Here is a 24,369-nt window from a genome sequence, read left to right as displayed (position 1 = left end):
CCGTGCGACGTGCGGGCGTGCGGGCCCATGGTCGCGGCGTGGCATGCTCCGGTCAATGGCGCGTTTGAGCCGTCCCTGCGCGCCTCTTGTGCACCAGGAGTCTTTGCGCTTTCTTGATCGCATGGCCGAAACCAAGGGTGAACCCACCGCAGCCGCCGGGGACGTGGCGTCCGCGCCCCGCAAGTCCAGTTGGAAGTACATCGGGCCCGGCATCGTCGTCGCCGCCACCGGCGTGGGGGCGGGCGACCTGGTCGCGACCCTGATCGCGGGCAGCAACTTCGGCTACACCCTGCTGTGGGCCGCCGTCATCGGCTGCGTCGTGAAGATCTCCCTCGCGGAGGCGGCCGGCCGCTGGCATCTGGCCACGGGCCGCACCCTCTTCGACGGCTGGACGAGCCTCGGGCGCTGGACCACGTGGTTCTTCGTCGTGTACGTCGTGATCTGGGGCTTCGTGTACGGCGCCGCCGCGATGTCGTCGTCGGGACTGCCGCTGCAGGCGCTGTTCCCGGACGTCATGGAACTCAAGTGGTGGGCGATCCTGACCGGGCTCGTCGGCCTGGTCTTCGTCTGGTTCAACAAGTACGCGGTCTTCGAGAAGGTCATGACGGTCCTCGTCGGCGTCATGTTCGTCGTCACCGTGTACCTGGCGATCCGCGTCACCCCGAACCTCGGCGACGCCTTCGCGGGCCTGCTGCCCGTCGTACCGGACGAGAAGGACTCGATCCTCAACACCCTCGGCCTGATCGGCGGCGTCGGCGGCACCATCACGCTGGCGGCGTACGGCTACTGGGTGAACGCCAAGGGCTGGACCAACACGGGCTGGATGAAGGTGATGCGTCTCGACAACCGCGTCGCGTACATCACCACCGGCATCTTCGTCGTCGCGATGCTCTTCGTGGGCGCCGAGATGCTGCACTCCGCGAACATCGCGATCGCCAGCGGCGACAAGGGTCTGGTCCAGCTCGGCGACATCCTGGAGAAGGAGTACGGAACGGCCACGTCCAAGCTGTTCCTGATCGGCTTCCTCGCCACGTCCTTCACGTCGCTGATCGGTGTCTGGCACGGCGTGAGCCTGATGTTCGCGGACTTCGTGGAGCACTACCGCAAGGGCAGGGCGGGCGCCGACAGCACGGCCCTCACCGGCGAGCAGGTGGCTTCCGGGGCCCGCGAGAAGTCCCTGCCGTTCCGCGCCTACCTCCTCTGGCTGACGTTCCCGCCCATGATCCTGCTCTTCGAGGGCCAGCCGTTCCGCCTGATCATCATCTACGGGGTGCTGGGCGCGGCCTTCATGCCGTTCCTCGCCCTGACCTTGATCTGGATGCTCAACTCCGCGCGCACGCCGGCCGAGTGGCGCAACGGCTGGCTGAGCAACGGCATGCTGGCGATCGCGGGCCTGCTGTTCCTGGTCCTGTGCGTCAAGCAGATCACGGATCAGGACTGGGGCAGCTTCTTCTAGTACGTCTGCGCGGGTTCCTCCGGGACGCCACCGGGGCCTGCACGCACAGCAGCGCCGCCGGGGGAGCGGCGGCGCTGCGGAAGAAGGGGGCTGACGAGGGCCGGAGCCCCTACGGAAGCCCGTGGACGTGCGGACCCACGGCGTTGGACCACGCGTTGCCGGCCGCCGCGTCCCAGTTGGTCGACCAGGTCATCGCGCCCCTGATGCCGGGGTAGGTCCTGGAGGGCTTGAAGGAGCCGCAGTTGGTGCCCTTGGCCAGGCAGTCGAGGGCGTTGTTCACGACGGACGGGGCGACGTAGCCCGATCCGGCGCCGCGCGTGGAGGCGGGGGTGCCGATGCCGACCTGGGACGGCGCGAGCCCGCCCTCCAACTGGATGCAGGCGAGGGCGGTCAGGAAGTCCACGCTGCCCTGGCTGTAGACCTTGCCGTCGCACCCGAGCATGGAACCGCTGTTGTAGTACTGCATGTTGACGACCGTGAGGATGTCCTTCACGTTCAGGGCCGTCTTGAAGTACTCGTTGTTCGTGTTCTGCATGTCGATGGTCTGCGGCGCCATGGTCAGCACGAATCCGGGACCGGCCTTCTGCCCGAGCGACTTCAGGGCCTGCGTCATGTAGGTGGAGTTGAGCCCGTTCTCCAGGTCGATGTCGACGCCGTCGAACCCGTACTCCCGCATCAGCGAGTGGACGGAGTTCGCGAAGTTGGTCGCGGCGGCGGAGCTGTTGACCGCGACGGCGCCGCGCTCACCGCCGACCGAGATGATGACGGACTTGCCCGCCGCCTTCTTCGCCTTGATGTCGGCCTTGAACTGGTCGACGGTGTACCCGCCGAGCCCGGCCGAGTCCAGGTTGAAGGTCACCTGCCCCGGCGTCCCGGTGGCATCGGCGAAGGCCACCGCGATGATGTCGTACTGGTCCTGCACCTGGCTGAGCTTCTGCACGGTGGCGCCGTTGTTGAAGTTCTGCCAGTAACCGGTGACGGCGTGCTTGGGCACGGCCCTGGCCCCGGGGACGGCGGCCTGCGCCCCGGCCGAGGTCCGGGAACCGGCGTCCTTCGCGCCCGGCGTCGCGTCGGCGTTCGCGGCACCACCGGTCGCGAGCCCGGCGATCGCGAGCCCGAGCGCGGCGAGCCCTCCGACGAGGGCACTCCTTGTTCTGCGTGCGCGGTCCATCTTCTGCCTCCGTGGGGGGAGTGGGGGGAGTGGGGGAGGAGGTACGAAAACGGTGGCCACCGCTGCTTGCTGGTCGTACAAGGTGGTCCAGACCAATGGGGTTGTCAAGACTTCTTGCGCCACCGGGTGCGCTCCGGAGACTCCCGCGAGCGGAAGCAACACGACAACCCGGAGGTGAACAGTGCGAAGTTGGGTGTTAGCCCGGCCCCTGCGTGGATATGGTGCACAGTCAGAGGCGCACGTGAGCACGGACGTGCGGACGGGAGCGTGAGGACTCGGAGCCGGGGGTGTGCGCATGCCGACCGCGATAGCCGTCACCAGCCCCGAGCTGGTGCTGCCCTCGCTCGACCGGCACACCCCGACCGCCGCCGTCCTGCAGAGCGCCGTGCAGGCCGCGCGGGCGCACGCGGGCAAGGGGTACGCCGCCAAGTCGGCGGCCATGAGGGCCTCCACGGGGAAGGGGTCTCCGGCGCAGACCCTGGACCAGGCCCTCACCGAGATGCACACCCTCATCGAGCACCACGGCTACGTGGTCGTGCTCTGCCCGTCCTCCGCGCCGCCCGCCGTCCTGCACCGGCTGCACGCCATCCGGTCCGTGCTCGAGAGCGACCGCATCGCGCTCGTGCGCAGCGACCTGCCGCCCCTCGGTCTCGCCGTCCTCGCGCTCCAGCTGCGGCAGTTGTCGATATGCGACTTCAGCCCCGGAGTGCTCGCCTGCGCCGCCAGGCTGCTCAGCCACTACATCTACGCCGGCGCCCTCCTCGGCTCCGTCGCCAAGCTCGACCGGGTCCCGGTGACGCTGCGGTCGCACACCAAGTCATGGGTTCCGGGAGCGCAGTTCGCGGTACTCGCCGCGCCGCGGCCCGAGCTGGTGAAGGTGGGCGGCGACGGGCTGCCGGCCGGGCCCGGGTTCAGCACGAAACTGCTGTACGCGGCCGGGCAGCTCGCCCCCGACTGGGTCGTGGACACCCTCGCGCCCGCGTGGAACGTCCAGGGCTGCGCCGACGTGCGGCTGTCCGGGGACTCGCCCCGCTGGTGGGCCACCGGCAAGCTCGTCGAGTTCGCCGCGGCCATCCCGGACATCTCCGTGCTCTACCAACTGGTGTCGTCCGTGCGGAGGGAGGACTGCCACTGGTGCGGTCTCGAACTCATCGGTGACCGCTGCGCGTTCTGCGCCGCCCCGATGCCACCGGCCGCGCCCGAACCGGCAGCGCACGCCCTGCCCCGCGGCGTGACCTAACGCCGCACCCGTTCGCGTACCCACGCGTCCGTCACCACGCGCCACCCCGCTCACTGTCCGTAGCCACACGCACTCGCTGCACGAACGAGGTAGGTAGTCCGGCCCATGAACTCACGCCAGCGCCGAGGTGTCATCCTGCTGGTCCTGTCGGTCCTGTGCGCGCTCGGCGCGTTCGCCGGAGTGCTCTCGGTGATCCGCGACGTGAACTCCAAGGTCGGCCCCGAGGTCGAGGCGTACGAGCTGAAGCGGGACATCGCGCCGTACAAGGAACTGGAGGCGGACCAGTTCAAGAAGGTCGAGATGCCCGAGCGGTGGCTGTCCGACAACGCCGTGACCAACCTGCGGGAGATCCGCGGGAAGATCGCCGTCACCCAGCTGCGCAAGGGCTCGCTCCTCCAGACCGACATGATCGTGAAGCGACCCCAACTGGAGCCGGGGCAGCAGGAGATCGCCATCATGATCGACGCGGCCACGGGCGTCGCGGGCAAGATCACACCCGGCTCCACCGTCAACATCTACGCCACCTTCAAGGCCGAGACCGACCGCGGCAAGGACCAGTCGAAGGTCATCGTGGAAGGCGCCAAGGTCATCGACGTCGGGAAGCTGACCGCCCTCGACGGCGACCGCGACGACCGCGGCCGCCGCCGCGAGGACGAGGCCGTGCCCATCACGTTCGCCCTCGACACGCGCGACGCCCAACGCGTCGCGTACGCCGAGTCGTTCGCCTCCCACGTGCGGCTCGCCCTGGTCGGGCAGGGGGGCGACGCCGACGTGCCGCGCGGGGACCGTACGTACACCCTGGACGAGGACAAGTAAGGGGAGCAGGCCTATGTACGTTCCCGCTCAGCGCACCGGCCGGGCCCGGCTCCGGGCCGATCGCACCGGCCGGATCCGTCCCCGGGCCGATCGCACCCGCCGGATCCGGCCCCGGGGAGGCCGCGCGTGATCACCCGCATCCTGCCCGCCGTCGGCGACGTGGACGCCGCCCGCGCCCTCACCGGCCTCGCCGCGCAGCTCCCCGACGCCGAACCCGCCGCGCCCGTCACCGACTCCACGGCGCTCCTCGACACCCTGGCCCGGCTCGCCGCGATCTCCCTCGACGAGCTGCCCGAGGTCGTCCTCGTCCACGAACGCATCGCGCCCGTGCCCGCCCTCGACCTGATCCGCGACCTGGTCCTGCGCTTCCCGGCGGTCGGCGTCGTGCTCGTCACGGCCGACACCAGCCCGGCCCTGCTCACCGCCGCCATGGACAGCGGCGCCCGCGGCATCGTCACCTTCCCCCTCGCCTACGACGCCCTCGCCGAGCGGGTGCAGGCCGCCGCGGCCTGGTCCAGCGGCATGCGGCGCCATCTCGGGTCGAGCGCCGTCGAGCTGTACGGCGGCGGGCCCGGCGCGGCCGTCCCCGGCGGCGGCCAGGTCGTGGCCGTCACCGGCGCGAAGGGCGGCGTCGGCACCACCCTCACCGCCGTCCAGCTCGCCCTCGCCGCCCAGGCCTCCGGCCGCAGCACCGCCCTGCTCGACCTGGACCTCCAGTCCGGCGACGTCGCCTCCTACCTCGACGTGCAGTTCCGCCGTTCCGTCGCCGACCTCGCCGCCATCAGCGACATCTCGCCGCGCGTGGTCCAGGACGCCGTGTACGCCCACGAGACCGGCGTCGGCCTGCTGCTCGCCCCGGCCGACGGCGAGCGCGGCGAGGAGATCACCGACCGGGTCGCCCGGCAGACGGTCAACGCGCTGCGCGGGCGGTACGACGTCGTGGTCGTCGACTGCGGCACGTACGTCACGACCGCCACCGCCACCGCCGTCGAGATGGCCGACCAGGCCGTCCTCCTCGTGACCCCCGACGTGGTCGCCGTGCGCGCCGCCAAACGCATGGTGCGGCTCTGGGACCGGCTGCAGATCCGCAAGGCCGAGGAGACGGTGACGGTCCTCAACCGCGCCGCCCGCGGCACCGAGATCCAGCCGTCCCTCGTCTCCCGCGTCACCGGCACCCGGGAGGCCCGCACCTCGGTTCCCGACGCCCCCAAGGAACTCCAGGCCCCCGTCGACGCGGGCCGCCTCCAGGACCTCGACAGCAAGTCGACGGTCAAGCAGGCGCTGTGGGGACTCGCGGGCGAACTCGGGCTGGTGGAGCCGGAGTCCGCGGGGCACGGGCGCAAGGGCGGGCGGGGGACGCGGCGGCTCGGCAAGTCGGAGCGGGGGGAGAAGTCCGAGCGGGGCGACAGGGCCGAGCGGGGCGACCGCGGCGCGGTCACCCTCGAATTCGCCGGGATGTTCCCGCTGGTGCTGACCGTGATCGGGCTGTTGTGGCAGTGCGCGCTGTACGGGTACACGTACTCGCTCGCCGGGAACGCGGCGGACGAGGCGGCTCGGGCGGCGACCGCCGCGGCGGCGGTCGACGGGGACTACCAGGGTGCCTGCGCGGCCGCGGGCAAGGAGCATCTGCCCGGGGCCTGGCAGGGCGCCGACATCTCCTGCGCGCCGACGGGCGACGTGTTCGAAGCCACCGTCAAGGTGGATGTGCCGCTGTTCTTCCCCGGGGTGGAGACGGGGTGGTCCGTCGACGCGAAGGCGGGGGCGGCGCGTGAGGGGGAGGACTCGCCGTGAGGGGCGTGTCGCGGCGTACGCCGGTCGTCCCGCGCCCCTGCCGCCGCCGAGTGGCGGGCCGGGGGAGGCTGCTGCCCGCGCGCCGGGCCGCCGGATCCCGTACGCGGGCCACCGCGCCCCGCACCAGGGCCGCCCTGCCCCGTACCCGGCCGTGCACGCCCCGCACCCGAGCCACCGGTCCCCGCCCCCCGAAACGCCGCCGCGCCTACGACGACGCAGGCGTCTCCATGCTCGAATTCGCCGGCTTCCTCCCCATCCTTCTGATCATCGGCATGGCCGCGATCCAGCTCGGCCTCGTCGGCTACGCCGCGAACCAGGCGGGCTCCGGGGCACGGGCCGCCGCCCGGGTCGCCTCGCAGGGGGAGGGCGGCGGGGAGGCGGCGGGGCGCGCGGCGATGGACAGCGGCCTGACCGCCGACATCAGCGTCGGCGACGGGAGCGGCGAGACGACGACGGCCACCGTCACCGTCCAGGTCCCCACCCTCCTCCCCTTCATCGACACCGACTGGACCGTCGAGAAGTCCGCGACGATGCCCAACGACGACCCCGAGGCCGGAGGCTGACCCCGATGAGCCTGAGAGCCCGTATCGCCTCGCCCGCCGACGCGGTCACGCCCGACCGCGACGAGGGCCTCGTGGCGACGTACCGCGCGAAGCTCCTCGAAGAGATCGACCTCGCCGAGATGTCGTCCCTCTCCGCGGCCGACCGCCGAGCCCGCCTCGAACGCGTCCTCAACCACATCATCAGCCGCGAGGGCCCGGTCCTCTCCTCCTCCGAACGCGCCCACCTGGTCCGCCGCGTCGTCGACGAGGCACTCGGCCTCGGCGTACTGGAACCGCTCCTCGCGGACGCCTCCATCACGGAGATCATGGTCAACGGCCCCGACTCCATCTTCGTGGAGCGGGCCGGACGGGTCGAACAGCTCCCTCTCCGCTTCGCCTCCGAGGACCAGCTGATGCAGACGATCGAACGCATCGTCTCCACCGTGAACCGCCGCGTCGACGAGTCCAACCCCATGGTCGACGCCCGCCTGCCCACCGGCGAACGCGTCAACGTCATCATCCCGCCGCTCGCCCTCACCGGCGCGACGCTCACCATCCGCCGCTTCCCGCGCGCGTACACGCTCACCGAACTCATCGGCCTCGGCTCGCTCGACGAGCACATGCTGATGCTGCTCGCCGCGTTCGTACGGGCCCGCTTCAACATCATCGTCAGCGGGGGCACCGGCTCCGGCAAGACGACCCTCCTGAACGCCCTCTCCGGCCTGCTCCCCGCCCACGAACGCATCATCACCATCGAGGACTCGGCCGAACTCCAGCTCCAGCAGGACCACGTCATCCGTCTCGAATCCCGGCCCCCCAACGTCGAGGGCAAGGGCCAGATAACGATCCGCGACCTGGTCCGCAACTCCCTGCGCATGCGCCCCGACCGCATCATCGTCGGCGAGGTCCGCGGCGGCGAGACCCTCGACATGCTCCAGGCGATGTCCACGGGCCACGACGGCTCCCTCGCGACGGTCCACGCGAACACGGCCGAGGACGCCCTCACCCGCCTCCAGACCCTCGGCTCCATGTCGGAGGTCCAGGTCCCCTTCGAGGCCCTGCGCGACCAGATCAACTCGGCCGTGGACGTCGTCGTCCAGCTCGCCCGGCACGCCGACGGCTCCCGCAAGGTCGCCGAGATCGTGCTCCTGGTCAGCCACGGCCGTGAGCAGTTCCGCATCGCGCCCGTGACCCGCTTCGTCCCGAGCCCGGCCGGCCCCGACCGCATCGTCCACGGCTACTTCGAGCACCTGCCGCTGCCACGCCCGGTGGCGGAGAAGCTGTACGTGGCGGGGGAGCCGGTGCCGCCCGCGTACGGGGTGGCGGAGGCCATCGACGTACTGGACACCAGGGAAGCGATCGGCTGATGGACGAGCACACGAGGGACGCCTCGGGCGCCTGGGACGCGAAGGAACTGACCGGCTGATGAACAACCCCACGCTGCTGGCCCTCGGCGCCACGCTCCTCACCGGCACGCTGGCCGTCGCCGGACTCCAGACGTACGCCTCCGGGCGCGCCCAGCGCCAGGCCCTGGAGGACCGCCTGACGGGCGAGGGCGCCCGGCCGGACCTGGAGGGCGGCGGCCGCGTCCGCCGCTTCACGGCCGTGGACCGCCGCCTGCGCCGCACCCGCCTGGGCCGCGAACTCCAACTCCGGCTCTCCGCCACCGGCCTGGACCTGACCCCCGGCGAGTTCTTCACCTACGTCATGGCGGTCGTCGCGGCCCTCTGGCTGATAGCGGCCGCGTCCCTGGCCCCCTTCTTCGGCCCCATCGCCGGGATCGTGGCCGTCTGGAGCGCGGTCATCTTCCTCAACTGGCAACGCCAGAAGCGCATCGAGGCCTTCATCAACCAACTCCCCGACGTGGCCCGCATCCTCGCCAACGCGACGGCGGCGGGCCTGGCGCTGCGCACGTCCCTCGCGATGGCGGCGGAGGAGCTGGAGGCACCCGCGGGCGAGGAACTCTCCCACGTGGCGCACCAGCTCACCCTCGGCCGCTCCATCGACGACACCCTCGAAGAACTGGCCCAACGCCTCCCGTCCCGCGAACTGATAGTCCTCGTGACGACCCTGGTCCTGTCGAACAAGGCGGGCGGATCGGTGGTCAACTCCCTCCGCAACCTCACCCAGACCCTGGAGGACCGCAAGGAGACCCGGCGCGAGGTCCGCACGATGCTCTCGGAGGTCCACGCGACGGCGTTCACGGTCCCGCTCCTGGGACTGGGATCGCTGTTGCTGATCAACTCGTCGAACGAGGGCGCCCTTGAGCGCGTGACCGGCTCCCCCCTCGGCCAGACCCTGATCCTGATCTCGCTCGGCCTCTACGCGGTGGGCTTCTTCGTGATCAGGCGCCTCGGAAAGATCGAGGTGTGACGTGATGGCACTGCTGCTCGCCGCCCTCATGGGCCTGGCCGTCGCCGGCGCCGCGCAGGGCATCCGCATGTACCGCGCCGAGGCGAAGCTCCCGGCCGACCTGGCCGTCGCCCTGGAGGTCGGCGCGTCCCGCGTCTCGGTGGCGGGCGGGGCGGTGGACCGCCTGGGCATGCGCTTCGCGCCCCTCGTCCTGCGCCTCATGGGCCCGAAGCGGGTGACGGCGAAGCGCCGCCGCATCGACATGGCGGGCAACCCCGGCGGCCTGACGATCGACCGCTACGCGGCCCGCCGGGCGGTGTACGGCATCTTCGGCCTCGTCCTCGGCCTCATCTTCCTCACCAACTCCCAACCCCTCTTCGCCGCCCTGACCTTCGTCTTCGGCGCGGTGGCGGCGGACGCCCTGATCTGGCAGGCCGTACGCGAACGCCGCGAGGTCATCGACCGCACGCTCCCCGACTTCCTCGACGTCCTCGCCGTGGTCGTCTCCGCGGGCCTCGGCTTCCGCCAGGCCCTGGACCGTGTCGCCGAGAAGTACGAGGGCCCGTGGGCCGACGAACTCCGCATCACCCTCCGCCAGATGGACATGGGCGTAAGCCGCCGCCAGGCCTTCGACGAACTCCGCAAACGCAACGCCTCCGAACAGGTGGCCCAGTTCGTCTCCGCCCTCCAGCAGGGCGAGGAACTCGGCTCCCCCATCGCCGAAACCCTCATCCAGCTCGCCACCGACATGCGCCGCACCGACGCCCAGAACTCCCGCCGCCGCGCAGCGAAGACGATCCCCAAGGCGACGATGGTGACGCTCGTCTTCATGCTCCCGGCGACGATGATCCTGATCGCGTCCGGGATGTTCCTGGGGTCGGGGTCGGACTTCGGGTCGATTTTGGGGGAGTGATGTGGGGGGGGCGGGAATGACGGCGGCGGCTGGTCTTGTGGTCCGTCATAACGCCCGGATGGCTACCGTATAAACCACATAGGCGGAGCAGGAGAGCAGGACCAACGCCCAAAAGACCGCGCTCCGGTGCGCTCGGCGCATCCCCCAGAGCTTCTTCAGGCATCCGACGGTGGCCAGTATCCCCAGCCCGCCGATGGCGGCGAAGAACCAGAAGACAACGGGCTTTTCGGAACCCACGTTGGTTCCGATGTTCGCCGCAATGAACAGAAGAACTGGCCAGGTGTGGTTCAGAGGCTCCTGGCTCTCGTCCGCCGCCACTGCCCACGCGATGGACGTAGTAGCCGGGATCGTCACCCGGGACGTTCGTGGAATCCGGGGAAGCTGCGGTGCCCTGGACGTCCTGGGGCTCCGGGGCCTGCTCGACGCTGCCGACGCGGCGCAGCCCGGCCTTCTCCAGAGGCCGCCAAGCCGCGCGGTTGGCCGCCGGGACGGGGACGACGGCGGCGGGGGCGTCCCTGTGGGCGGCCCAGGTGTGCGCCACGATGTCTCGGATGAGGAGCGGGCCGAGGCCCTGTCCGATGCGCGTGGGGTCGCCGATCAGGTAGTCGAGGGTCACCGCACCGTCGGGTACGTCCACGTGCCCGTCCCACCCCGCCGCACGCATCGGGTGGTCGGTGAACCGGCGCCGCCGGACCAGGCCGATCGGTAGCCCGTCCCACATGGCCAGCAGGTCCTCGGACGGGTCCGTGCCCCGTGCCGAAGGGCCGAAGTCCCGTGCGATTCCCTCCAGGGACGTGTCGTGAGGCCACCACCGCGCGACGTGTGGCTGCGCGAGCCACACCGCCAGGAGCCCGAGGTTCTCCTCGGCCACCAGCCGCCACCAGATCACCGCGCCCCCCGCAGTCGCCCCGTGTCGTGCCCACTGTATTGATCGCTCGGGACGGCCCAGGCGTGGTTTCCCACCGCGCGTGCCGGTGGATGACGTGAAGGTGGCCTGCGGGGCACCAGCCCGCGACAACGTGACAGCTTCCGTACGAAGTGAGTGAAAGCCCTCAGCGGCTGCGACGGGATGTGCCAGAGTCGATGAGGTGAGCCAAACGGCTCCTGGAGCTGGGGAGTTCAGCTGCGGGGAGCGCGTCGGGGAGCTGTGCATCTTCGCCCCTCGGGGTGCATGGTGATCACTCCGGGAGGGAAGGGAACTCGCCAACTTGCGGAGCAGGCGTACCTGGAGCCGCATTGGTCGCGCAGAGTTGCTGCCGAGATACGTGTTGTCGCGTACGTTGCCCCATGACAACAGCGGCGTCGCTGAAGGTCGCGGTATCGGGTGGGAGAGAAAGGTCGTCCGTCGTGCTGAAGGATCGCGTGCTGGGAGCGTGGATGACGTGGACGCAGGCGGTGGCTTCCCGGGTCCGGGCGACACGAGGGAGCGAACGGGACCGGGGAGCGGGGTTCGTGGAGTACGCGGGACTGATGATTCTCATCGCGGGGATCTTCGTCCTCATCGACGGCCTAGGACTGGACGGCCAGATCTCCGGAGCCATTCAGGACGCCGTGTCCGACGTCATTGGCGGCTGAGGCGCGCTCGACTCCACAGCGACAGGGGCGGAACCCTCCCGCTCTACATCTGGCTGACGGGGGTTCTGCTCTTCGTTTCCTTGGCATTCTTCGCGTTCGCCCAAGCCGCGTCCGCACGCAACGGAGCCCAATCGGCCGCGGACGCGGCGGCGCTGGCAGCCGCCCAGGATGCCCGCGACGAGTTGGTCGAAGGGCTGGGCGACGCCATTGAGGCGGGTGAGGGAGACGAGTGGCTGGACTGGCTCTTGGGCGACATAGCCTCCGATGACGGAGCGGAGGGGGCGGCGGACGCACTGGCGGCCGACAATGACGCGCATGTGACGGGATTCGGTGCGGCGGAGGTCAACGGCTACCCCGGCTTCCGCGTGGAGGTCACCACCAACTACACCGTCGGTGACTCGATCATTCCGGGCACGGAGGGTCAGCACGCCCGGGCCAATGCGACCGCTGTCATCAAGCCCCGTTGCGACCTGGCTCAGTCAGCTGACCCGGAGAAGGCGGTGGAGTTCGTCTGCGACGGCGATGATGCCTCCATCGTGATCGACCCGGACGACTTCGACCTGGACGACCTCCCGGACTCGTCGACACTCTTCTCGGTACACCTGGCCAACTGACAAGCAAGCGACGAGAGAAGGAAGCCGTAGCGATGATACTTCGGCGCACCAAGAAGACTCGCAGGGCAATGACCGCGGCTGCGATCACGACTGGGCTGGTCCTCGCGGTGGCTGGCTGCGGTGGCAGTGACGGTGGAGGCGACGAATCGAAGGACTCCGACAAGAAGACCACGTCGTCGGGCACCTCCAACAATGACTCCGGCAGTGACGACAGGGGGCAGGAGAAGCAGCCCCGGTCCTCCGACGAAGTCCTTGCCGAGGTCAAGGGCGAGGAGAACATCACGCTGACGGTCAAGTCGGCGGTACGTGACGAAGGGGGCTTCGTCACGGTGTCCGGCACCGTCACGAACAACGGTAGCCGCTTCTTCGCGGCTGCCAACTGGCGCGGTGAAGAGCGCGAGTTGAACAAGAACGGCTCGTCGGTTGCAGGCGCCAACCTCGTCGACGGCAAGGGAAAGAAGCGCTATCTCGTACTGCGTGACACCGAAGGTCGTTGCTTGTGCACCAAATTCACCGGTGGCGTCAAGCCGGGGCAGACCAGCGAGTGGTACGCACAGTTCCCCGCTCCGCCCGAGGGGACGACCGCGGTCAGCTTCCAGGTCGGCGCGATGCCCCCCGCCCCCGTTGAGATCTCCGAGGGCGAGTAGCCATGACCCGCTCCCGATCCCTGGCCACCGCGACAGCCACCACCCTCAGCGCCTTCCTCCTCCTTGCCCCCGTCCCCACGGCCTGGGCCGACGACGACCCCACCGCACCCCCCGGCTCCACCAGCACCTCCCCACCCCCCAAAGTCGACCCCAACAGCCCCGGCCTGAAGCTCGCCGACGGCGCCACACTCGCCCCCGCCAAGGTTCTCGACATCAAGTCCGTGGTGGAGGAAATGGGCGGTGAGGAGCGCCGCGAGGACACCAACACGGATGTGAAGTTCGCGCTTCAGGCCGAGGTCCTCTTCCCCAAGGACAGCTCCAAGCTGAACCCGGAAGCGTCGGCCCGTATCAAGGCGATCGCCGAGGAGGCCAAGGTCCAGAAGGCCACGGACGTGCGCGTCTTCGGGTTCACGGACAACCTCGGCTCGTACGCCCACGGCAAGAAGCTCTCGAAGGCGCGGGCCGAGGCGGTCCACGACGAACTGGCGACCCACCTGGGCCCGGAGGTCACGTACGCCGTGCGCGGCTACAGCGAGGACTATCCGATCGCGGACAACGGGTCGGAGGAGGGGCGGAAGAAGAACCGGCGGGTGGAGGTGTCGTTCCCGAGGGGCGGCGCGTCGAGCGGCGTCTCGGCGGAGGGCGGCGGCTGAGGCCGAGCCAAGGGCGAGGGGGCTCCAGGGGGGCAGAGGGCGAGCGCGTTCCCGGGCCGCTCAGGCCCGCGTGCGCCCCACGGCCCCGTACCCCATCACCTCAGTGACCTCCGTAGCCTCATCCGGCCGCCACTCGAAGAGCGGCACAAGCCCGGGCTCGACGAGATCCATCCCCTCGAAGAACGCCATCAACTGCTCGATGGTGCGCGGCTGGTAGGGCAGCGCTCCGGGCGCGGCGGAGTAGACCTCGCAGGCCACGATGATCGTGGGCGTGGGGATGTCGTGGCTGAGCATGAGGCAGCTGCCGGGGGCGAGCGGTTCGAGGAGGCGGCCGATGAGCGCGTGCGCCTCCTCGTCCGAGAAGTGCCCGAGGACGCTGCTGAAGGTCAGCATCACGGGCTTGGTGAGGTCGAAGCGGTCGGCGGCGTGGGCCAGGACGGTGTCGGTGTCGCGCATGTCGGCGTCGATGTAGCTGCTCAGGGGCGGGTCCTGGTACGCGCCCTGGTGGGCCAGGACGACGGGGTCGTTGTCCACGTACAGCACACGGGCGTCCGGCTGGTGGCGGCTGACTATGTGGTGGATGTCCGGCGCCAGCGGAAGCCCGGCGCCGAGGTCCAGGAACTGCGTCACGCCCGCCTCGGCCGCCGCCCAGTAGACGGTCCTGCGCAGGAACTGCCGGGCCGAGCGGGCGTCGGCGGTGATGCCGGGCGCGAGCTTCTCCACCGCCTCGACGGCCTGCCGGTCCCGCTCGTAGTTGTCCTTCCCGCCCTGAGCCGCGTTCCAGAACCGCGCGCTGCTCACCTCCCCGTCATCGGCCGACGGCAGTCCGGAGTGGTCGACTTTGGGCTCGCCCATGGGGGACTCCTCAGAGATCGTTGGCAGGAGGCCGGACCGGGCCCTGACCGGACGGGCGCCGGCCCTGCCCCGGACAGAACCTGTCCTGGACCCGGACCCGGTTCCTGCGCTGGCACAGCTGTCTGGCTACGAGACTACGTTCGAGACGGGCAAGATCCCAGCGATCTCCGTTTCTGGGTACGCCAGTTGTGAGTGTGCAGGGGAGTTCCAGCAACGGTTGTCGTTCAGTGCCGACAACACAGGGAGTTCGCGGGGAACGGTGTTGACGAGTTCCAGCAACAGTCGGGTGCTTCCGGTGGGAGCATGAGGGTGCTCCATACCGCTGGGGGCCGCCGATGGCGTCGAAGTCGGGGACCGAGCTGTACGCGGCGATCCGCGAGCAGATGTCCTACCTCACCTTCCTCGCCGAGTTGTTGCTGGCCGAGTGCGATGACCGGGCCCGGCGCCGCTCCGAGCGCCGGATCAAGGCCGCCGCGTTCCCGAGGCAGAAGTCGGTCAGGGAGTTCGACTTCGATGCCAACCCCAACATCGACCCCGCTGTGATCCATACCCTGGCCACTTCCGAGTGGGTGAGGAAGGCACAGCCTCTCTGCCTGATCGGCGACTCCGGCACCGGCAAGTCACACCTGCTGATCGCGCTGGGAACCGAGGCCGCCATGGCCGGGTTCCGGGTGAAATACACCCTGCCACCAAGCTCGTGAACGAGCTGGTCGAGGCTGCGGACGAGAAGCAGCTGAGCAAGACCATCGCCCGCTACGGGCGTGTCGATCTTTTGTGCATTGATGAGCTACATGGAACTCGACCGGCACGGCGCCGAGTTGATGTTCCAGGTGTTGACCGAACGGGAGGAGAACAAGGCCATCGCCATCGCCTCCAACGAATCCTTCGGTGGCTGGACCAAGACCTTCACCGATCCCAGGCTCTGCACCGCGATCGTCGACCGGCTCACCTTCAACGGCACGATCATCGAGACCGGCACCGACTCCTACCGACTCGCCCACGCCTGGAGCAAGGCCGAGCAATCAGCCAACTGATGGGGATCCTCAATTCGGCCACCCCGTGATCGGCTCCGCCTCAGAGCTGCTCGGCTTGCCCCCCAGCCAGAGGCATACGGACGACCGCCGTTCCGCCCTCCAGATCCACCATGGTCCGGTTCGGCGGCGCTCCGTCTTCCTCGTCATCCCTCAGAATGAGCGCTGACTGGCGCTCCTTCAGTTCGCTCTGCTTGCCCGGCGAGAAGCTCGCATGAAGCTGCTCGAAGCCGGTTGCCGAGATCTGCCCCTGCCTGGCGCTGTTCCGCCAGGGCAGTAGCCCGGCTCGCCCTGCGCGCAGAAGCAGCTGATCAGCGAAGGCCAGGGCGGTCAGCACAATGACCAGCCCTGGCAGGGTCATGAAGACGGCGAATCCCATGCCCCCAGTATCCAGAGCACGGCACACACTCACACGCCATCTTCGGAAACACGTACGGTGGCTCCTTCCTCGCGGCCGCTTGCACCGGGCGTTGTCAGTTCTCATCGATATTTCCGGACCTGACCGCAGCCCCAGCGGCGTTGCTGAAACTCATCGACATTCCGGACGCCAACCACACCCAAGCGTTGCTGGAACTCACCGACAGGCGTTGCTGCCCGTCATCGACGCACTCAGCCAGTTGGCGTGGACACGAGACCGTGTCGTACTCCCAACGCCAGTTGCTCATGCGTGAGTGACTTCCTGGCCGCGGTGTGAAGGGCGCGGTTCTCGTCCATGGCCGCCCGCCAGGCGGGGTCGTCGCGGTCGGTGTTCTGCGCCGTGTACTCGGCGGCGCGCAGATGGGCCGCGGCCCCGGGAGGCATGCGATCTCGACGGCCACGGCCACGGCCACGGCCCAGGACTCCAGGAACTGGAGCACCGGGCCGAGAGACCTCGACTGCGCCGCCAGCGCGATGGCTTCGTCCCCCTGCCGCCCCATGTCCGCCAGCCGCTGCGGGGCCATCTGGGCGAGGGCGACACGGAGTGCGGCAGGGGCCCGTTCAGGCCGAGGGATGATCGGTTCGGTGGGTTCGGTGGGTTCGGTGGGTTCGGTGGGTTCGGTGGGTTCGGTGGGTTCGGTGGGTTCGGTGGGTTCGGTGGGGTGAGCGGCCATCGGAGTCCTTCTCGCCCCGAGGTCCGGATGTGTCCCTCAGAGCAGGTGGTCGGCCTTGCCGCCCTTGATCCGAACGCCGCCGCGCGTCACTGAACCTGATGGCGTGCGTGGTGCGCGCATGCGTGGGGGACTGGGGTTCGACGACGCGCGAGAGCCGGGCGGCGGGACGCGGATGTGGGCGGTGCTGCCGCGGGAGGGGCGCGGGAGGGGCGCGGGGCTACGGGCTGCTGCGGGCCTGAGCGGACGTCGCACCGGTCCGGCCGCGCGGCCACCGACCCGCCCGGCGTTTCCTTCCCCACGACTAGGACGAGCATTCTCTTTAGCCGTCCTGGCCATCGCGTTAGCCGTCCTGGCCATCGCGGCCCACAGTCCGCGGTGATCGCCCCCGCGCGGCCGAGCAGACTCTTGCCGTCGGCTCCACGGTGCGACGACGCGCGGCCACGTGATCTGATCGGTGAGCCGCTCCACTGCGAGCCGCCCGACAGACCACCCGATGTGCCCGGCACCCCGCCGCGGCCGCACACCCAAGGAACCGTGCATGAGCGACCTGTCAGCCCACCCCGACCGCAGCAGTAGCCGGGACCCCCTGCGCAGCGTGTACCTGAGGCTGGTCGCCGAGGAATCGATACCCGAGGAAGCACGAGGGCAGTTCAGCTACCTTCAACCGCTGGCTACGGATCTCCTGGCGGGCATCGCCCTCGACACACCTGACAACGTCCGCGTCCTCGATGACCGCGACGTGGCCCTCGTCGAGTGGGACACCCTCGCGACCGCCGCGCGTACCAACTTGCTCAGCGAGCCGGTCAACTACGACACCGTCGATCTCCCCGGTGGCGCGGTCCTCCACATCCTCGGCCACCCGGAGTCGGTGTTCGCGGCGAGCAAGGTGCTCGTCTTCGACGAGGCGGTGCGGGCCGCCGACGGCCCACGGATACCGGACGAGGGTGTGCTGCTGGTCGTCCCGAACCGGCACAACCTCGTGTTCTATCCGCTCGCCGACAGGAACGTGGCCGAGGCCGCCAACGCCTTGGCGCAGTTCGGGCAGGGCGCCTACGAGGACGGCCCCGGACGCCTCTCCCCTCGGGTGTTCTGGTGGCGCGCCGGCGCCCTGACATCGATCACGCTCTTCGACCAGGAAAGTCGGACGATGCGCATCTCTCCGCCCGACGAACTCATGACGATCATGCGTCGCCTGGCCGGCGCCGCCGGCTGAGACGCGTCCGCACACGGAGGCCCACTCCTGGGGGTCCTAGTTCGCTCGCCACATGAGCGTCCCAGCCTTCTTGCCCTCTGTGGTGAACCCGATCATCGCAGGGCGGTCCCCCTTGGTGAGCAGATGGACGGTGCAGAGGCTGAGGGTACCTTTCGGCTTCAGACGGGTGTTCGGTACTGGGCCCCGGCACTGATCGATGCCCTCTCCCTGTGCACTGGTGGAGAAGTCGATCAGCGGTGTCGGGGGGACCTCGCTGCCAGCGGCGGTCAGCATGCTCACTCCGTCGTCCATGGACGGCAGAAGCGTTTCCTTGCCGGTGTTGCGGTACTCAAGCGTCACGTAGTACGGCACCAGCTTCTTCTGATCGCCGCTCAACTCGAACTTGCTCAGGTCCGCCGGGCTCCCGGCGCGCACGCTCTTGGGAGTGACCTGGATCGGCACGTTGCCCTTGGTAAAGATGTCCTTCCAGACTGAGGCAGCGGTCTGGTGCGCGGGCAGCAGGTTGCCTCCGTTGTCGTCGCCCTTGCCATCACCGACCTTCCACAGCAGCGTATCTCCGCCGTCATCGGTGTACGCGACCGTGGCGGGCTCGCCCTTGGGCACCATCACGAGCTGGCATGCCGTCGCGGTGTCGCCTGGCGCGAGTGCGGCTGGACCACCCTTGTCGCAGTCGTCGGGGAGCGGGGAACTCGGTTCGGTGGCCAGGGTGTTCGAGTTCCAGAGGGAGATCGCCTTGCCGGGCGTGCCGTCGGCGAGGGTGATGGTGAAGTTCGACTGCGGGGTCGGTTGCGACAGCGCAGATGAGCCGGTGTTGGTGTAGCTGACGGTCAGGTAGTACGGAACCGTTCCCTTGAGATCGTCGTCCAGCAGTTGGACGTCCTTCAGGTCGGCCGCCGTGCCACGCGCGAGGCGCTTGGGCGCGATCTTCAGTCGATGCGCCTCGTCCCGGGAGCTCCACGTCGCTTTCCGTGCCGTCGACTCAACAGGCAGCGCCTTGGCCGCAGCAGGCTTGCCCGATCCCTTGCCGGCTTCCCCCGTCTCCCCGCCGGAACCATTGGAGTCAGATCCGCTTCCTCCGCAGGCCGTCACAGACAGCGTCAGCACTCCAGCTCCCACAAGCCCGGCTATCCCCCGGCGTACCGACATCCCTCGGCCCCTCGCTGTCCTGGTCATCAGTGGATCACTGTATGCACAGGGAGCCCGGCCTCTCGCAGGGGCGCGTGTCGGCCTCCCTTCGTTCGTGGTGAGCGGCCTGGACGGACACGTCCGCGCGGGACACCTCGCAGGGGGGGGGGCGGCGAGATCTCCTGCCCCGCGTCCGTAGGCGACCCAATCGCACAATTCTGGCCAGCGTGGATCCGGCGGCGGAATCGATCGGTCGTCTTCCCAACTGCGTTGCGTCTGCAATGCGATGTGGGAGAGTATGTTCGATGCGCTACGGGGCGTGTGTGCCTGGTGGGCGTGGAGTGACGTTGGTGCAGTGGTCAACTACTGGTTGGTCGGTGGGGGTTTGAGTGGGAGGGGTGGCTTGTGAAGTTCGACATGGGTGAGACGACGCTGTCGGTGTTGGGGAAGCAGACGTCGGGGTCGAGTGATGATCTGGGTGCGCTGATCCGGGCTCTGGTGTCGGCGGCGGAGCCGTTGGAGGGGAAGTTCAACGGGGCGGGGAAGGCGACGTTTGATTCGTTCAAGTTGCGGGCGGATGAGATCACGGCTGCGTTGAACGGTTCGCTGTCGTCGATTCTGGGTGGCCAGGCGGGGATGGACGAGGCGTTCGGTACGGGTGTGCAGGAGCAGTCGGACAACGCGCACAAGAACATGGGCGCGGCGAATTTCCAGGCGGCTCGCTTCTCGGGCTGACCGCCGCTGTGCGATGGGGCCTGGGGGTGGCCCCGTTCATTCATTCACTCTGCTTCGACTCGACACGGGGAGTTTTGTCATGGCTGGGAATCAGGATCGGCGTTCGTACGACACGGGTGCTTCCGCCGATGTGCAGAGCAGCTTGCACATCATCATCGGGAATCTGGAGCGGGTGCTGGGTGACCGGGACCGGGCGGTGAAGGCGGCGATGGCCGACTATCAGGCCGATGGTGTGTCGGATGAGTACCACGGCAAGGAAGTGCGCTGGAACAACGCGGCGAACGAGGTCCGCGAGATCATCCGGCTCGTGCGTTCGACGTTGGAGGAGAACGACGGGACGGCGCAGACCACGTTGTCGCGGGCGCGGGCCGCGGTCAACAACATCGGCTGAGAGTCGGGTGTAGACGGCATCGCAGCGCAGTGGGCAGTAGGGCGAACTGACGGGGATTGGTAGGGGGTTCGGCATGCCCGCTTGGGACATCACGCCGTCCGGGGTGGACTCGGTGGCATCGCTGGTGGGGCTGGCCATGGACGACATGGCCAAGGACGTGAAGGCGTACGGCGAGGACATGAAGAGTGCCGCGGCCTCGGCCGGAACGATCGGCGCGGGGTACTGCGGTGCGTCGGCTCCCCCTGGTGCCGTCGGTATCGCGCTGGCCGTGTTCATGGACGGGAAAATGGGCGACGTACTCTCGCTCGGGGCGCGTTCCGCGAACGCGGTGAACGGAGCCATCGACGCGACGAACCACTACATCGACGGGGACTTGCGGAAAGCGGCGACCGCGCAGCGGAACGCGGGCAAGGCCCCGGATGTGGAGAAGCTGCTCGCAGACGCTCGTAAGAAGAGCGATCCGGGGGAGAAATGATCGAACCTGCGGGCATAAATCAGTTCACCGGCAACTTCGAGCAACTCGAAAAGGACATCTCGGCGCTGCGTAGCGACGCCATCGGAATCCGCAACGGCGGATCCGATGTGCATTCTCGTTTCCAGATGCTGGGGGCCTATTACGTGGCGCCCGAGTCCCACGACCTGTTCGCCAGTACGCAGCCGGTGATGGACGGGGCCGACTCGTTCGCGACCGCCCTGGAGTCGGTCGCCGACGCCCTGGAGACGTACGCCGCCGAGGCCCGGCCGCTCGCCAAGCGCCTGGAATCGCTGCGGGATCAGGCCGCCGCTTTCGTGAAGAGCGTCGAGGGCGACGACGACTGGACGTACGACGGCGACAAGACCGACCGTAACCGCGAACTTCGCGACCAAGTATCGGAGACGGAGGCCGCCTTCAGGGCCGCGGAGCGCCGGGCCGCCGGCAAGATCTCGGCGCTCGTGAACGGCCCGAAGTTCGTGGTGGACGACGGCAGCGGTCGCAAGCCGACGAAGAAGGTCATTCCGTACGGGTACGACGCCGATCTCCTCAAGAAGGCGAAGGAACTGCCCTGGGGCACTGCGGAGGAGGAGTCCGTCCACCTCTGGGAGGTCCACCGCCACGTCAAGAGTTTCGTCTGGGACGGGTTCGTCGTCGACGGTGTGGGTGGGGCGCTCAAGGGCCTGGGGCACCTGGTCGGTTACGGGGGATCGGCCAAGGAGGCGTGGGGCAGGCTGGCTGATGTTGCCGGTGGCATCGGCCAGTACACGGTGAAGCCGTACGACTGGGTCCTGGACCACACGATCGGGCCCGACGAGGAGAGCGCGGCGGAGAAGCGGCAGAAGGCCGCCGCGCGTGAGTTCGCCAAGGGCGTGGTCGCCTGGGACCAGTGGAAGGTCAACCCGGTCCGGGCAGCGGGAACGGCCACCTTCAATGTCGTCACTCTGGGGGTCGGCCCGCTGGGGATGATCGCCAGGGGCGGCGGCGCGGGGGCGCGGGCTGCGGGGATCGGGGCGAAGGTCGGCACGTACGCGGACCCGTTGTCGGCGGCGCTCACGGTGGGCGGCAAGGCTGTCGGCAAGCTGCCGAAGATCTCTGACCTGGCCTCCCGGATCCGCGGCGGCGCCAAAGCCGGCGGCCCCGGAGTACACACTGTGTTGGAGCTCGACGACGGCTCCAAAGTCCGTGTCGAGAACGGCGAGTTCATTCGTGTCGACGCTGAGGGCAACCGCATCCACGACACGGCGCCGGAGGAGAAGTCGGCCGCTGAACGGGCCGGATCCGAGGGGGCGCCGTCACCGCGTGAGCCCGCGCTTGTCGGCGCCGGTTCCCGGGCAACTGACGCCCCTGCGGCTCACGTGGGCGAGCGCTTGTCGGCCCGGGCCGGCCATGACGGCGCAATCGGCGGAGGTACCGGTCAGAGTCCTCGCGGCGCGGGGGAGGCACCCGGCAGAGCCGGTGACACGTCTGCCGTCCACCCCGAGATACCCCGGTCAGGTGCCGGAGCGGCCGGCAGCGGGCATGCCGATGCCGGGTCGGGCCAGCATGGCGGCAGCGGGCCGGGCGACCTGGGCCGGACCGGCGACAACTCGACGGGGGACTCCGCGCACTCTCCGGATGAGGCGGGCCGGGCAGCTGACGATGCGAGTACGCCCTCCCACCGTCAAGATGGAAGCGACGGAGGCGGTAGTGGTGAGCGCAGGGAGCTGACCGCTGAAGAGCTGCGCGAAATTCGGGACCAGCATGTCCGGTTGGCCAATGAAAACCTTGAGTGGCGCGAGGAGTACTACTACAGCGATGGTCGGCGAAGGGACATCTACGCGAGGTACAGGGATCGCGAGCTGACCGAGATGAAAGTGCTTGCGAACGGGGAGTGGAAGGCCAAGCATGACATGCCGTACGGGGCGGCGGAGACCAAATTCAAACCCACGCCTTATTCGCCCGATTCAGCTCCGCGTGCGGCTCGGACACACCTTGACGATGTGTCGAAGAGCCGCAAGCTAGGCATGGACCTCACCGCTGCCGAGAAAGCGTACAAGAAGAACCCTTCCGCGCAGAATCTCGAAGCCCTTGAGCAGGCCAAGGAAGCGTTCGGTGACCGCGCCAACAACAGTAAGTTGGGTGAGAGGCTCGGGGAGGACTCGGCTAAGTACCATGTGGTAAAGGCTCACTTTAAGGGCGCCAAGTGGATAGATCTCCCCAAGACTTCCAACGGTGCTCATGCGTTCGATCAGCTCTGGGAACTGGAAAATGGCGAACTGGTTGTGGTCGAGGCGAAGGGGCCCAAGGCGGATCTTGATTGGCGACAAGGGCAAGATTTTCAGAACGGCGTAAAGGTCCCGACCGGTAAGATGGTCAAGCAGGGGACCCGGGAGTACATCGAGACGATCTGTGCGGAAATGCTTTCCCGCGCAATTCAGTCCCCCAAGGACGGTCAACTCGCACTCAGGATCCTGGACGCCCTGGAGAACAAGAAGTTGCAGTACGTCATGGTCAAGGCCAACGAGAATACGGGCACGTACGCTGGGGCCATGCTGGACCACCTCAAGATCTACTAGAGGAGAGTAAGTGGCCACGAGTGTTCCTCGGCATCCCTACCCCACGGACAACGCCGTCGAAGGGGTGGCGGTACTCAATGAGACCGTGGACTGGATCCTTGATCGTCTTGAGCGTTCAGAGGTGGCGCGGGCTCAGGCCCTCAGCACCACGGTGACCCTGGCGAAGTCGCGCTGTGCCCTGGACCCCTTGGCCGGGAAGATCGAAAGCTGGGAGGCCTGGGTCGTTGCCATGCAGACTGGCTCTGCTCTCTTCGCCGCCGCGACTGCGGAGGAAGGAGGCGTGCAGTGCCGCATCGGCGGGGAAACAAGGACCATTCCGGCGATCGGCCCTCGGTCCTACACGGACGCCGGCAACTGGGTCTCCTCGTTCTATCTGGCTCTCGTCTGCCGCGAACAGGGACGCCTCAACCAACTGGCCCGGGTGCCGATCTCGTTGCTCCGAGAATCCGGAGCGATGTACGACGAGTACATCTACGCCTGGGTTGATTCCCTGCAAAGGTACTGGCTCGGTGAGTCCGGAGTGATGGAGAAGCTGGTGGAAGCAGTCGACGGCGCCAGCCCTCAGGTGGCTCAAGTCGCCGACGGGGAGCAGCTGCTGAAGATCCTGTATCCGCCGCTCGAACTCTTCCACCGCTACCTGACTCAGGAGCACGAGAAGTTCAACGAAGCACTGGTCGACGCCCTCACATGGCACAAGGAGTACTGGACCGGGGACGACGATCGCGCGATGAGCAGCGCCGGACTCGTGGCTCTCGGTCCGCTGGCTCTGGCCTGCCTCGCTCGGGAAGCGGGATTTCCCATCGAGGTCGAGTCGGAATACCTGCCGAAGGCGCTCCTGGAGTACGCCTGGGCGGGAGAACTCGAGACGTGAGCCGGGGGAACCGAAGCCGGGGGAGAGGCAACCGGCCTAGCACGCTCGCGGTAGCCGCGCGGAGCGGGGTCCATGAAGAGCGTCCAGGTCGGACTGGGCTTCCGGTCCCATTCGGGGGCGAATTCGATCTTTCCCAGGGCTGCGTCCCCGACCTGTTTGCCTGTCTGACGGCGGTCCTCGTGCTCGGTGCGGAAATGAACGAGCTCGACGGGGGGATATCAACACGACGCCGTCGATGGGGAGTGGACGTGACGAGT

At 68.7% G+C, this 24,369-nt stretch carries 24 protein-coding genes and 2 pseudogenes; 19 read left to right on the top strand and 7 right to left on the bottom strand.

Annotation, left to right across the window (positions count from 1 at the left end):
- The first annotated feature begins 121 nt into the window (after positions 1-121).
- Positions 122-1,456 (top strand): Nramp family divalent metal transporter, encoded by a 1,335-nt coding sequence (locus QUY26_RS13680; RefSeq protein ID WP_289946412.1) that lies wholly within the window; start codon positions 122-124, stop codon positions 1,454-1,456.
- Positions 1,457-1,565: 109 nt separating this feature from the next.
- Here QUY26_RS13680 and QUY26_RS13675 read toward each other — a convergent pair whose 3' ends face one another.
- Positions 1,566-2,627: a chitinase gene (locus QUY26_RS13675; protein ID WP_354670682.1), complete on the bottom strand. Its 1,062-nt coding sequence runs from the start codon at positions 2,625-2,627 to the stop codon at positions 1,566-1,568.
- Between the two features lie 295 nt (positions 2,628-2,922).
- Between QUY26_RS13675 and QUY26_RS13670 the strand changes: the two genes are divergently transcribed.
- The 7 genes from QUY26_RS13670 (at position 2,923) to QUY26_RS13640 (ending at position 10,281) form a co-directional block, all read left to right on the top strand.
- Positions 2,923-3,867: a hypothetical protein gene (locus QUY26_RS13670; RefSeq protein ID WP_289946409.1), complete on the top strand. Its 945-nt coding sequence runs from the start codon at positions 2,923-2,925 to the stop codon at positions 3,865-3,867.
- A gap of 105 nt (positions 3,868-3,972) precedes the next feature.
- A complete protein-coding gene (gene cpaB, locus QUY26_RS13665) occupies positions 3,973-4,683 on the top strand; it encodes a Flp pilus assembly protein CpaB (RefSeq protein WP_289946407.1) in 711 nt (236 codons plus the stop codon).
- A gap of 126 nt (positions 4,684-4,809) precedes the next feature.
- Entirely contained in the window at positions 4,810-6,474 is a 1,665-nt protein-coding gene (locus QUY26_RS13660; RefSeq protein ID WP_289946405.1) for an AAA family ATPase, read from the top strand.
- Positions 6,475-6,701: 227 nt separating this feature from the next.
- On the top strand, positions 6,702-7,037 hold the full coding sequence (locus QUY26_RS13655) for a TadE/TadG family type IV pilus assembly protein (RefSeq protein WP_289946404.1): 336 nt from the start codon (positions 6,702-6,704) through the stop codon (positions 7,035-7,037).
- A 5-nt stretch (positions 7,038-7,042) separates the two neighbouring features.
- Entirely contained in the window at positions 7,043-8,383 is a 1,341-nt protein-coding gene (locus tag QUY26_RS13650) for a CpaF family protein (protein WP_289946402.1), read from the top strand.
- A gap of 58 nt (positions 8,384-8,441) precedes the next feature.
- Positions 8,442-9,389, top strand: a complete 948-nt coding sequence (locus tag QUY26_RS13645; protein WP_289946401.1) for a type II secretion system F family protein — start codon at positions 8,442-8,444, stop codon at positions 9,387-9,389.
- A gap of 4 nt (positions 9,390-9,393) precedes the next feature.
- On the top strand, positions 9,394-10,281 hold the full coding sequence (locus tag QUY26_RS13640; RefSeq protein ID WP_289946399.1) for a DUF5936 domain-containing protein: 888 nt from the start codon (positions 9,394-9,396) through the stop codon (positions 10,279-10,281).
- Positions 10,282-10,326: 45 nt separating this feature from the next.
- On the opposite strand, the gene QUY26_RS13635 is transcribed toward QUY26_RS13640, so the two are convergent.
- Both QUY26_RS13635 and QUY26_RS13630 read right to left on the bottom strand, forming a co-directional pair.
- Positions 10,327-10,599: a hypothetical protein gene (locus QUY26_RS13635; protein WP_289956417.1), complete on the bottom strand. Its 273-nt coding sequence runs from the start codon at positions 10,597-10,599 to the stop codon at positions 10,327-10,329.
- 163 nt (positions 10,600-10,762) lie between these two features.
- Positions 10,763-11,434: pseudogene (locus QUY26_RS13630) on the bottom strand (GNAT family N-acetyltransferase); the annotation flags it as partial.
- Between the two features lie 224 nt (positions 11,435-11,658).
- Between QUY26_RS13630 and QUY26_RS13625 the strand changes: the two are divergent.
- The 4 genes from QUY26_RS13625 to QUY26_RS13610 are packed head-to-tail and all read left to right on the top strand — an operon-like array spanning position 11,659 to position 13,770.
- The gene (locus tag QUY26_RS13625) at positions 11,659-11,856 is read left to right on the top strand and encodes a hypothetical protein (RefSeq protein WP_289955692.1); all 198 of its coding nucleotides are present in this window, start codon (positions 11,659-11,661) and stop codon (positions 11,854-11,856) included.
- Positions 11,853-12,470: a pilus assembly protein TadG-related protein gene (locus QUY26_RS13620; RefSeq protein ID WP_354670759.1), complete on the top strand. Its 618-nt coding sequence runs from the start codon at positions 11,853-11,855 to the stop codon at positions 12,468-12,470. The genes QUY26_RS13625 and QUY26_RS13620 overlap by 4 nt, the downstream gene beginning before the upstream one ends.
- A gap of 32 nt (positions 12,471-12,502) precedes the next feature.
- Positions 12,503-13,117: a hypothetical protein gene (locus QUY26_RS13615; protein WP_289946397.1), complete on the top strand. Its 615-nt coding sequence runs from the start codon at positions 12,503-12,505 to the stop codon at positions 13,115-13,117.
- Between the two features lie 2 nt (positions 13,118-13,119).
- The gene (locus tag QUY26_RS13610) at positions 13,120-13,770 is read left to right on the top strand and encodes an OmpA family protein (RefSeq protein ID WP_289946395.1); all 651 of its coding nucleotides are present in this window, start codon (positions 13,120-13,122) and stop codon (positions 13,768-13,770) included.
- Between the two features lie 60 nt (positions 13,771-13,830).
- Here the strand turns inward: QUY26_RS13610 and QUY26_RS13605 are convergent, their stop codons facing one another.
- Entirely contained in the window at positions 13,831-14,625 is a 795-nt protein-coding gene (locus QUY26_RS13605; RefSeq protein ID WP_289946393.1) for an SAM-dependent methyltransferase, read from the bottom strand.
- A 335-nt stretch (positions 14,626-14,960) separates the two neighbouring features.
- Here QUY26_RS13605 and QUY26_RS13600 point away from each other — a divergent pair.
- Positions 14,961-15,659, top strand: a pseudogene (locus QUY26_RS13600) (ATP-binding protein).
- Between the two features lie 40 nt (positions 15,660-15,699).
- On the opposite strand, the gene QUY26_RS13595 reads toward QUY26_RS13600, so the two are convergent.
- Together QUY26_RS13595 and QUY26_RS13590 are read right to left on the bottom strand one after the other, a co-directional pair.
- Complete coding sequence (locus QUY26_RS13595; protein WP_289946392.1) at positions 15,700-16,035, bottom strand: DUF6191 domain-containing protein; 336 nt, start codon at positions 16,033-16,035, stop codon at positions 15,700-15,702.
- Positions 16,036-16,265: 230 nt separating this feature from the next.
- Positions 16,266-16,457: a hypothetical protein gene (locus tag QUY26_RS13590; protein WP_289946390.1), complete on the bottom strand. Its 192-nt coding sequence runs from the start codon at positions 16,455-16,457 to the stop codon at positions 16,266-16,268.
- An 828-nt stretch (positions 16,458-17,285) separates the two neighbouring features.
- On the opposite strand from QUY26_RS13590, the gene QUY26_RS13580 reads away from it, so the two are divergent.
- Positions 17,286-17,960 carry a hypothetical protein gene (locus tag QUY26_RS13580; protein ID WP_289946388.1) on the top strand — a complete coding sequence of 225 codons (675 nt, stop codon included), beginning with the start codon at positions 17,286-17,288 and terminating at the stop codon, positions 17,958-17,960.
- Positions 17,961-17,996: 36 nt separating this feature from the next.
- On the opposite strand, the gene QUY26_RS13575 is transcribed toward QUY26_RS13580, so the two are convergent.
- The gene (locus QUY26_RS13575) at positions 17,997-19,064 is read right to left on the bottom strand and encodes a hypothetical protein (protein WP_289946387.1); all 1,068 of its coding nucleotides are present in this window, start codon (positions 19,062-19,064) and stop codon (positions 17,997-17,999) included.
- Positions 19,065-19,490: 426 nt separating this feature from the next.
- On the opposite strand from QUY26_RS13575, the gene QUY26_RS13570 reads away from it, so the two are divergent.
- The 5 genes from QUY26_RS13570 to QUY26_RS13550 all read left to right on the top strand — a co-directional run bounded on the left by QUY26_RS13570 (position 19,491) and on the right by QUY26_RS13550 (position 24,112).
- Positions 19,491-19,820, top strand: coding sequence for a hypothetical protein (locus tag QUY26_RS13570; protein WP_289946362.1), 330 nt, complete (start codon positions 19,491-19,493; stop codon positions 19,818-19,820).
- A gap of 79 nt (positions 19,821-19,899) precedes the next feature.
- Complete coding sequence (locus tag QUY26_RS13565) at positions 19,900-20,211, top strand: pore-forming ESAT-6 family protein (RefSeq protein ID WP_030358016.1); 312 nt, start codon at positions 19,900-19,902, stop codon at positions 20,209-20,211.
- A 73-nt stretch (positions 20,212-20,284) separates the two neighbouring features.
- Entirely contained in the window at positions 20,285-20,686 is a 402-nt protein-coding gene (locus QUY26_RS13560; RefSeq protein ID WP_289946385.1) for a DUF6507 family protein, read from the top strand.
- Positions 20,683-23,241, top strand: coding sequence for a hypothetical protein (locus QUY26_RS13555; RefSeq protein WP_289946384.1), 2,559 nt, complete (start codon positions 20,683-20,685; stop codon positions 23,239-23,241). Before QUY26_RS13560 ends, QUY26_RS13555 begins: the two co-directional genes overlap by 4 nt.
- Positions 23,242-23,251: 10 nt before the next feature.
- Positions 23,252-24,112 carry an immunity 49 family protein gene (locus QUY26_RS13550; RefSeq protein ID WP_289946381.1) on the top strand — a complete coding sequence of 287 codons (861 nt, stop codon included), beginning with the start codon at positions 23,252-23,254 and terminating at the stop codon, positions 24,110-24,112.
- Positions 24,113-24,369: the final 257 nt, after the last annotated feature.

Origin of the sequence: Streptomyces flavofungini, assembly GCF_030388665.1 — a bacterium.
Classification (GTDB): domain Bacteria; phylum Actinomycetota; class Actinomycetes; order Streptomycetales; family Streptomycetaceae; genus Streptomyces; species Streptomyces flavofungini_A.
The sequence above is the reverse complement of the archived record's forward strand: the minus strand, read 5'-3'. Positions and strand labels throughout refer to the sequence as shown.

What these genes read in the sequence shown, in the direction of transcription:
- QUY26_RS13680 (WP_289946412.1), top strand. Translation starts at nt 122, where the DNA reads ATGGCCGAAACCAAGGGTGAACCCACCGCAGCCGCCGGGGACGTGGCG.
- QUY26_RS13675 (WP_354670682.1), bottom strand. Translation starts at nt 2,627, where the DNA reads ATGGACCGCGCACGCAGAACAAGGAGTGCCCTCGTCGGAGGGCTCGCC.
- QUY26_RS13670 (WP_289946409.1), top strand. Translation starts at nt 2,923, where the DNA reads ATGCCGACCGCGATAGCCGTCACCAGCCCCGAGCTGGTGCTGCCCTCG.
- cpaB (WP_289946407.1), top strand. Translation starts at nt 3,973, where the DNA reads ATGAACTCACGCCAGCGCCGAGGTGTCATCCTGCTGGTCCTGTCGGTC.
- QUY26_RS13655 (WP_289946404.1), top strand. Translation starts at nt 6,702, where the DNA reads ATGCTCGAATTCGCCGGCTTCCTCCCCATCCTTCTGATCATCGGCATG.
- QUY26_RS13650 (WP_289946402.1), top strand. Translation starts at nt 7,043, where the DNA reads ATGAGCCTGAGAGCCCGTATCGCCTCGCCCGCCGACGCGGTCACGCCC.
- QUY26_RS13645 (WP_289946401.1), top strand. Translation starts at nt 8,442, where the DNA reads ATGAACAACCCCACGCTGCTGGCCCTCGGCGCCACGCTCCTCACCGGC.
- QUY26_RS13640 (WP_289946399.1), top strand. Translation starts at nt 9,394, where the DNA reads ATGGCACTGCTGCTCGCCGCCCTCATGGGCCTGGCCGTCGCCGGCGCC.
- QUY26_RS13625 (WP_289955692.1), top strand. Translation starts at nt 11,659, where the DNA reads ATGACGTGGACGCAGGCGGTGGCTTCCCGGGTCCGGGCGACACGAGGG.
- QUY26_RS13615 (WP_289946397.1), top strand. Translation starts at nt 12,503, where the DNA reads ATGATACTTCGGCGCACCAAGAAGACTCGCAGGGCAATGACCGCGGCT.
- QUY26_RS13610 (WP_289946395.1), top strand. Translation starts at nt 13,120, where the DNA reads ATGACCCGCTCCCGATCCCTGGCCACCGCGACAGCCACCACCCTCAGC.
- QUY26_RS13605 (WP_289946393.1), bottom strand. Translation starts at nt 14,625, where the DNA reads ATGGGCGAGCCCAAAGTCGACCACTCCGGACTGCCGTCGGCCGATGAC.
- QUY26_RS13595 (WP_289946392.1), bottom strand. Translation starts at nt 16,035, where the DNA reads ATGGGATTCGCCGTCTTCATGACCCTGCCAGGGCTGGTCATTGTGCTG.
- QUY26_RS13590 (WP_289946390.1), bottom strand. Translation starts at nt 16,457, where the DNA reads ATGCCTCCCGGGGCCGCGGCCCATCTGCGCGCCGCCGAGTACACGGCG.
- QUY26_RS13580 (WP_289946388.1), top strand. Translation starts at nt 17,286, where the DNA reads ATGAGCGACCTGTCAGCCCACCCCGACCGCAGCAGTAGCCGGGACCCC.
- QUY26_RS13565 (WP_030358016.1), top strand. Translation starts at nt 19,900, where the DNA reads ATGGCTGGGAATCAGGATCGGCGTTCGTACGACACGGGTGCTTCCGCC.
- QUY26_RS13560 (WP_289946385.1), top strand. Translation starts at nt 20,285, where the DNA reads ATGCCCGCTTGGGACATCACGCCGTCCGGGGTGGACTCGGTGGCATCG.
- QUY26_RS13555 (WP_289946384.1), top strand. Translation starts at nt 20,683, where the DNA reads ATGATCGAACCTGCGGGCATAAATCAGTTCACCGGCAACTTCGAGCAA.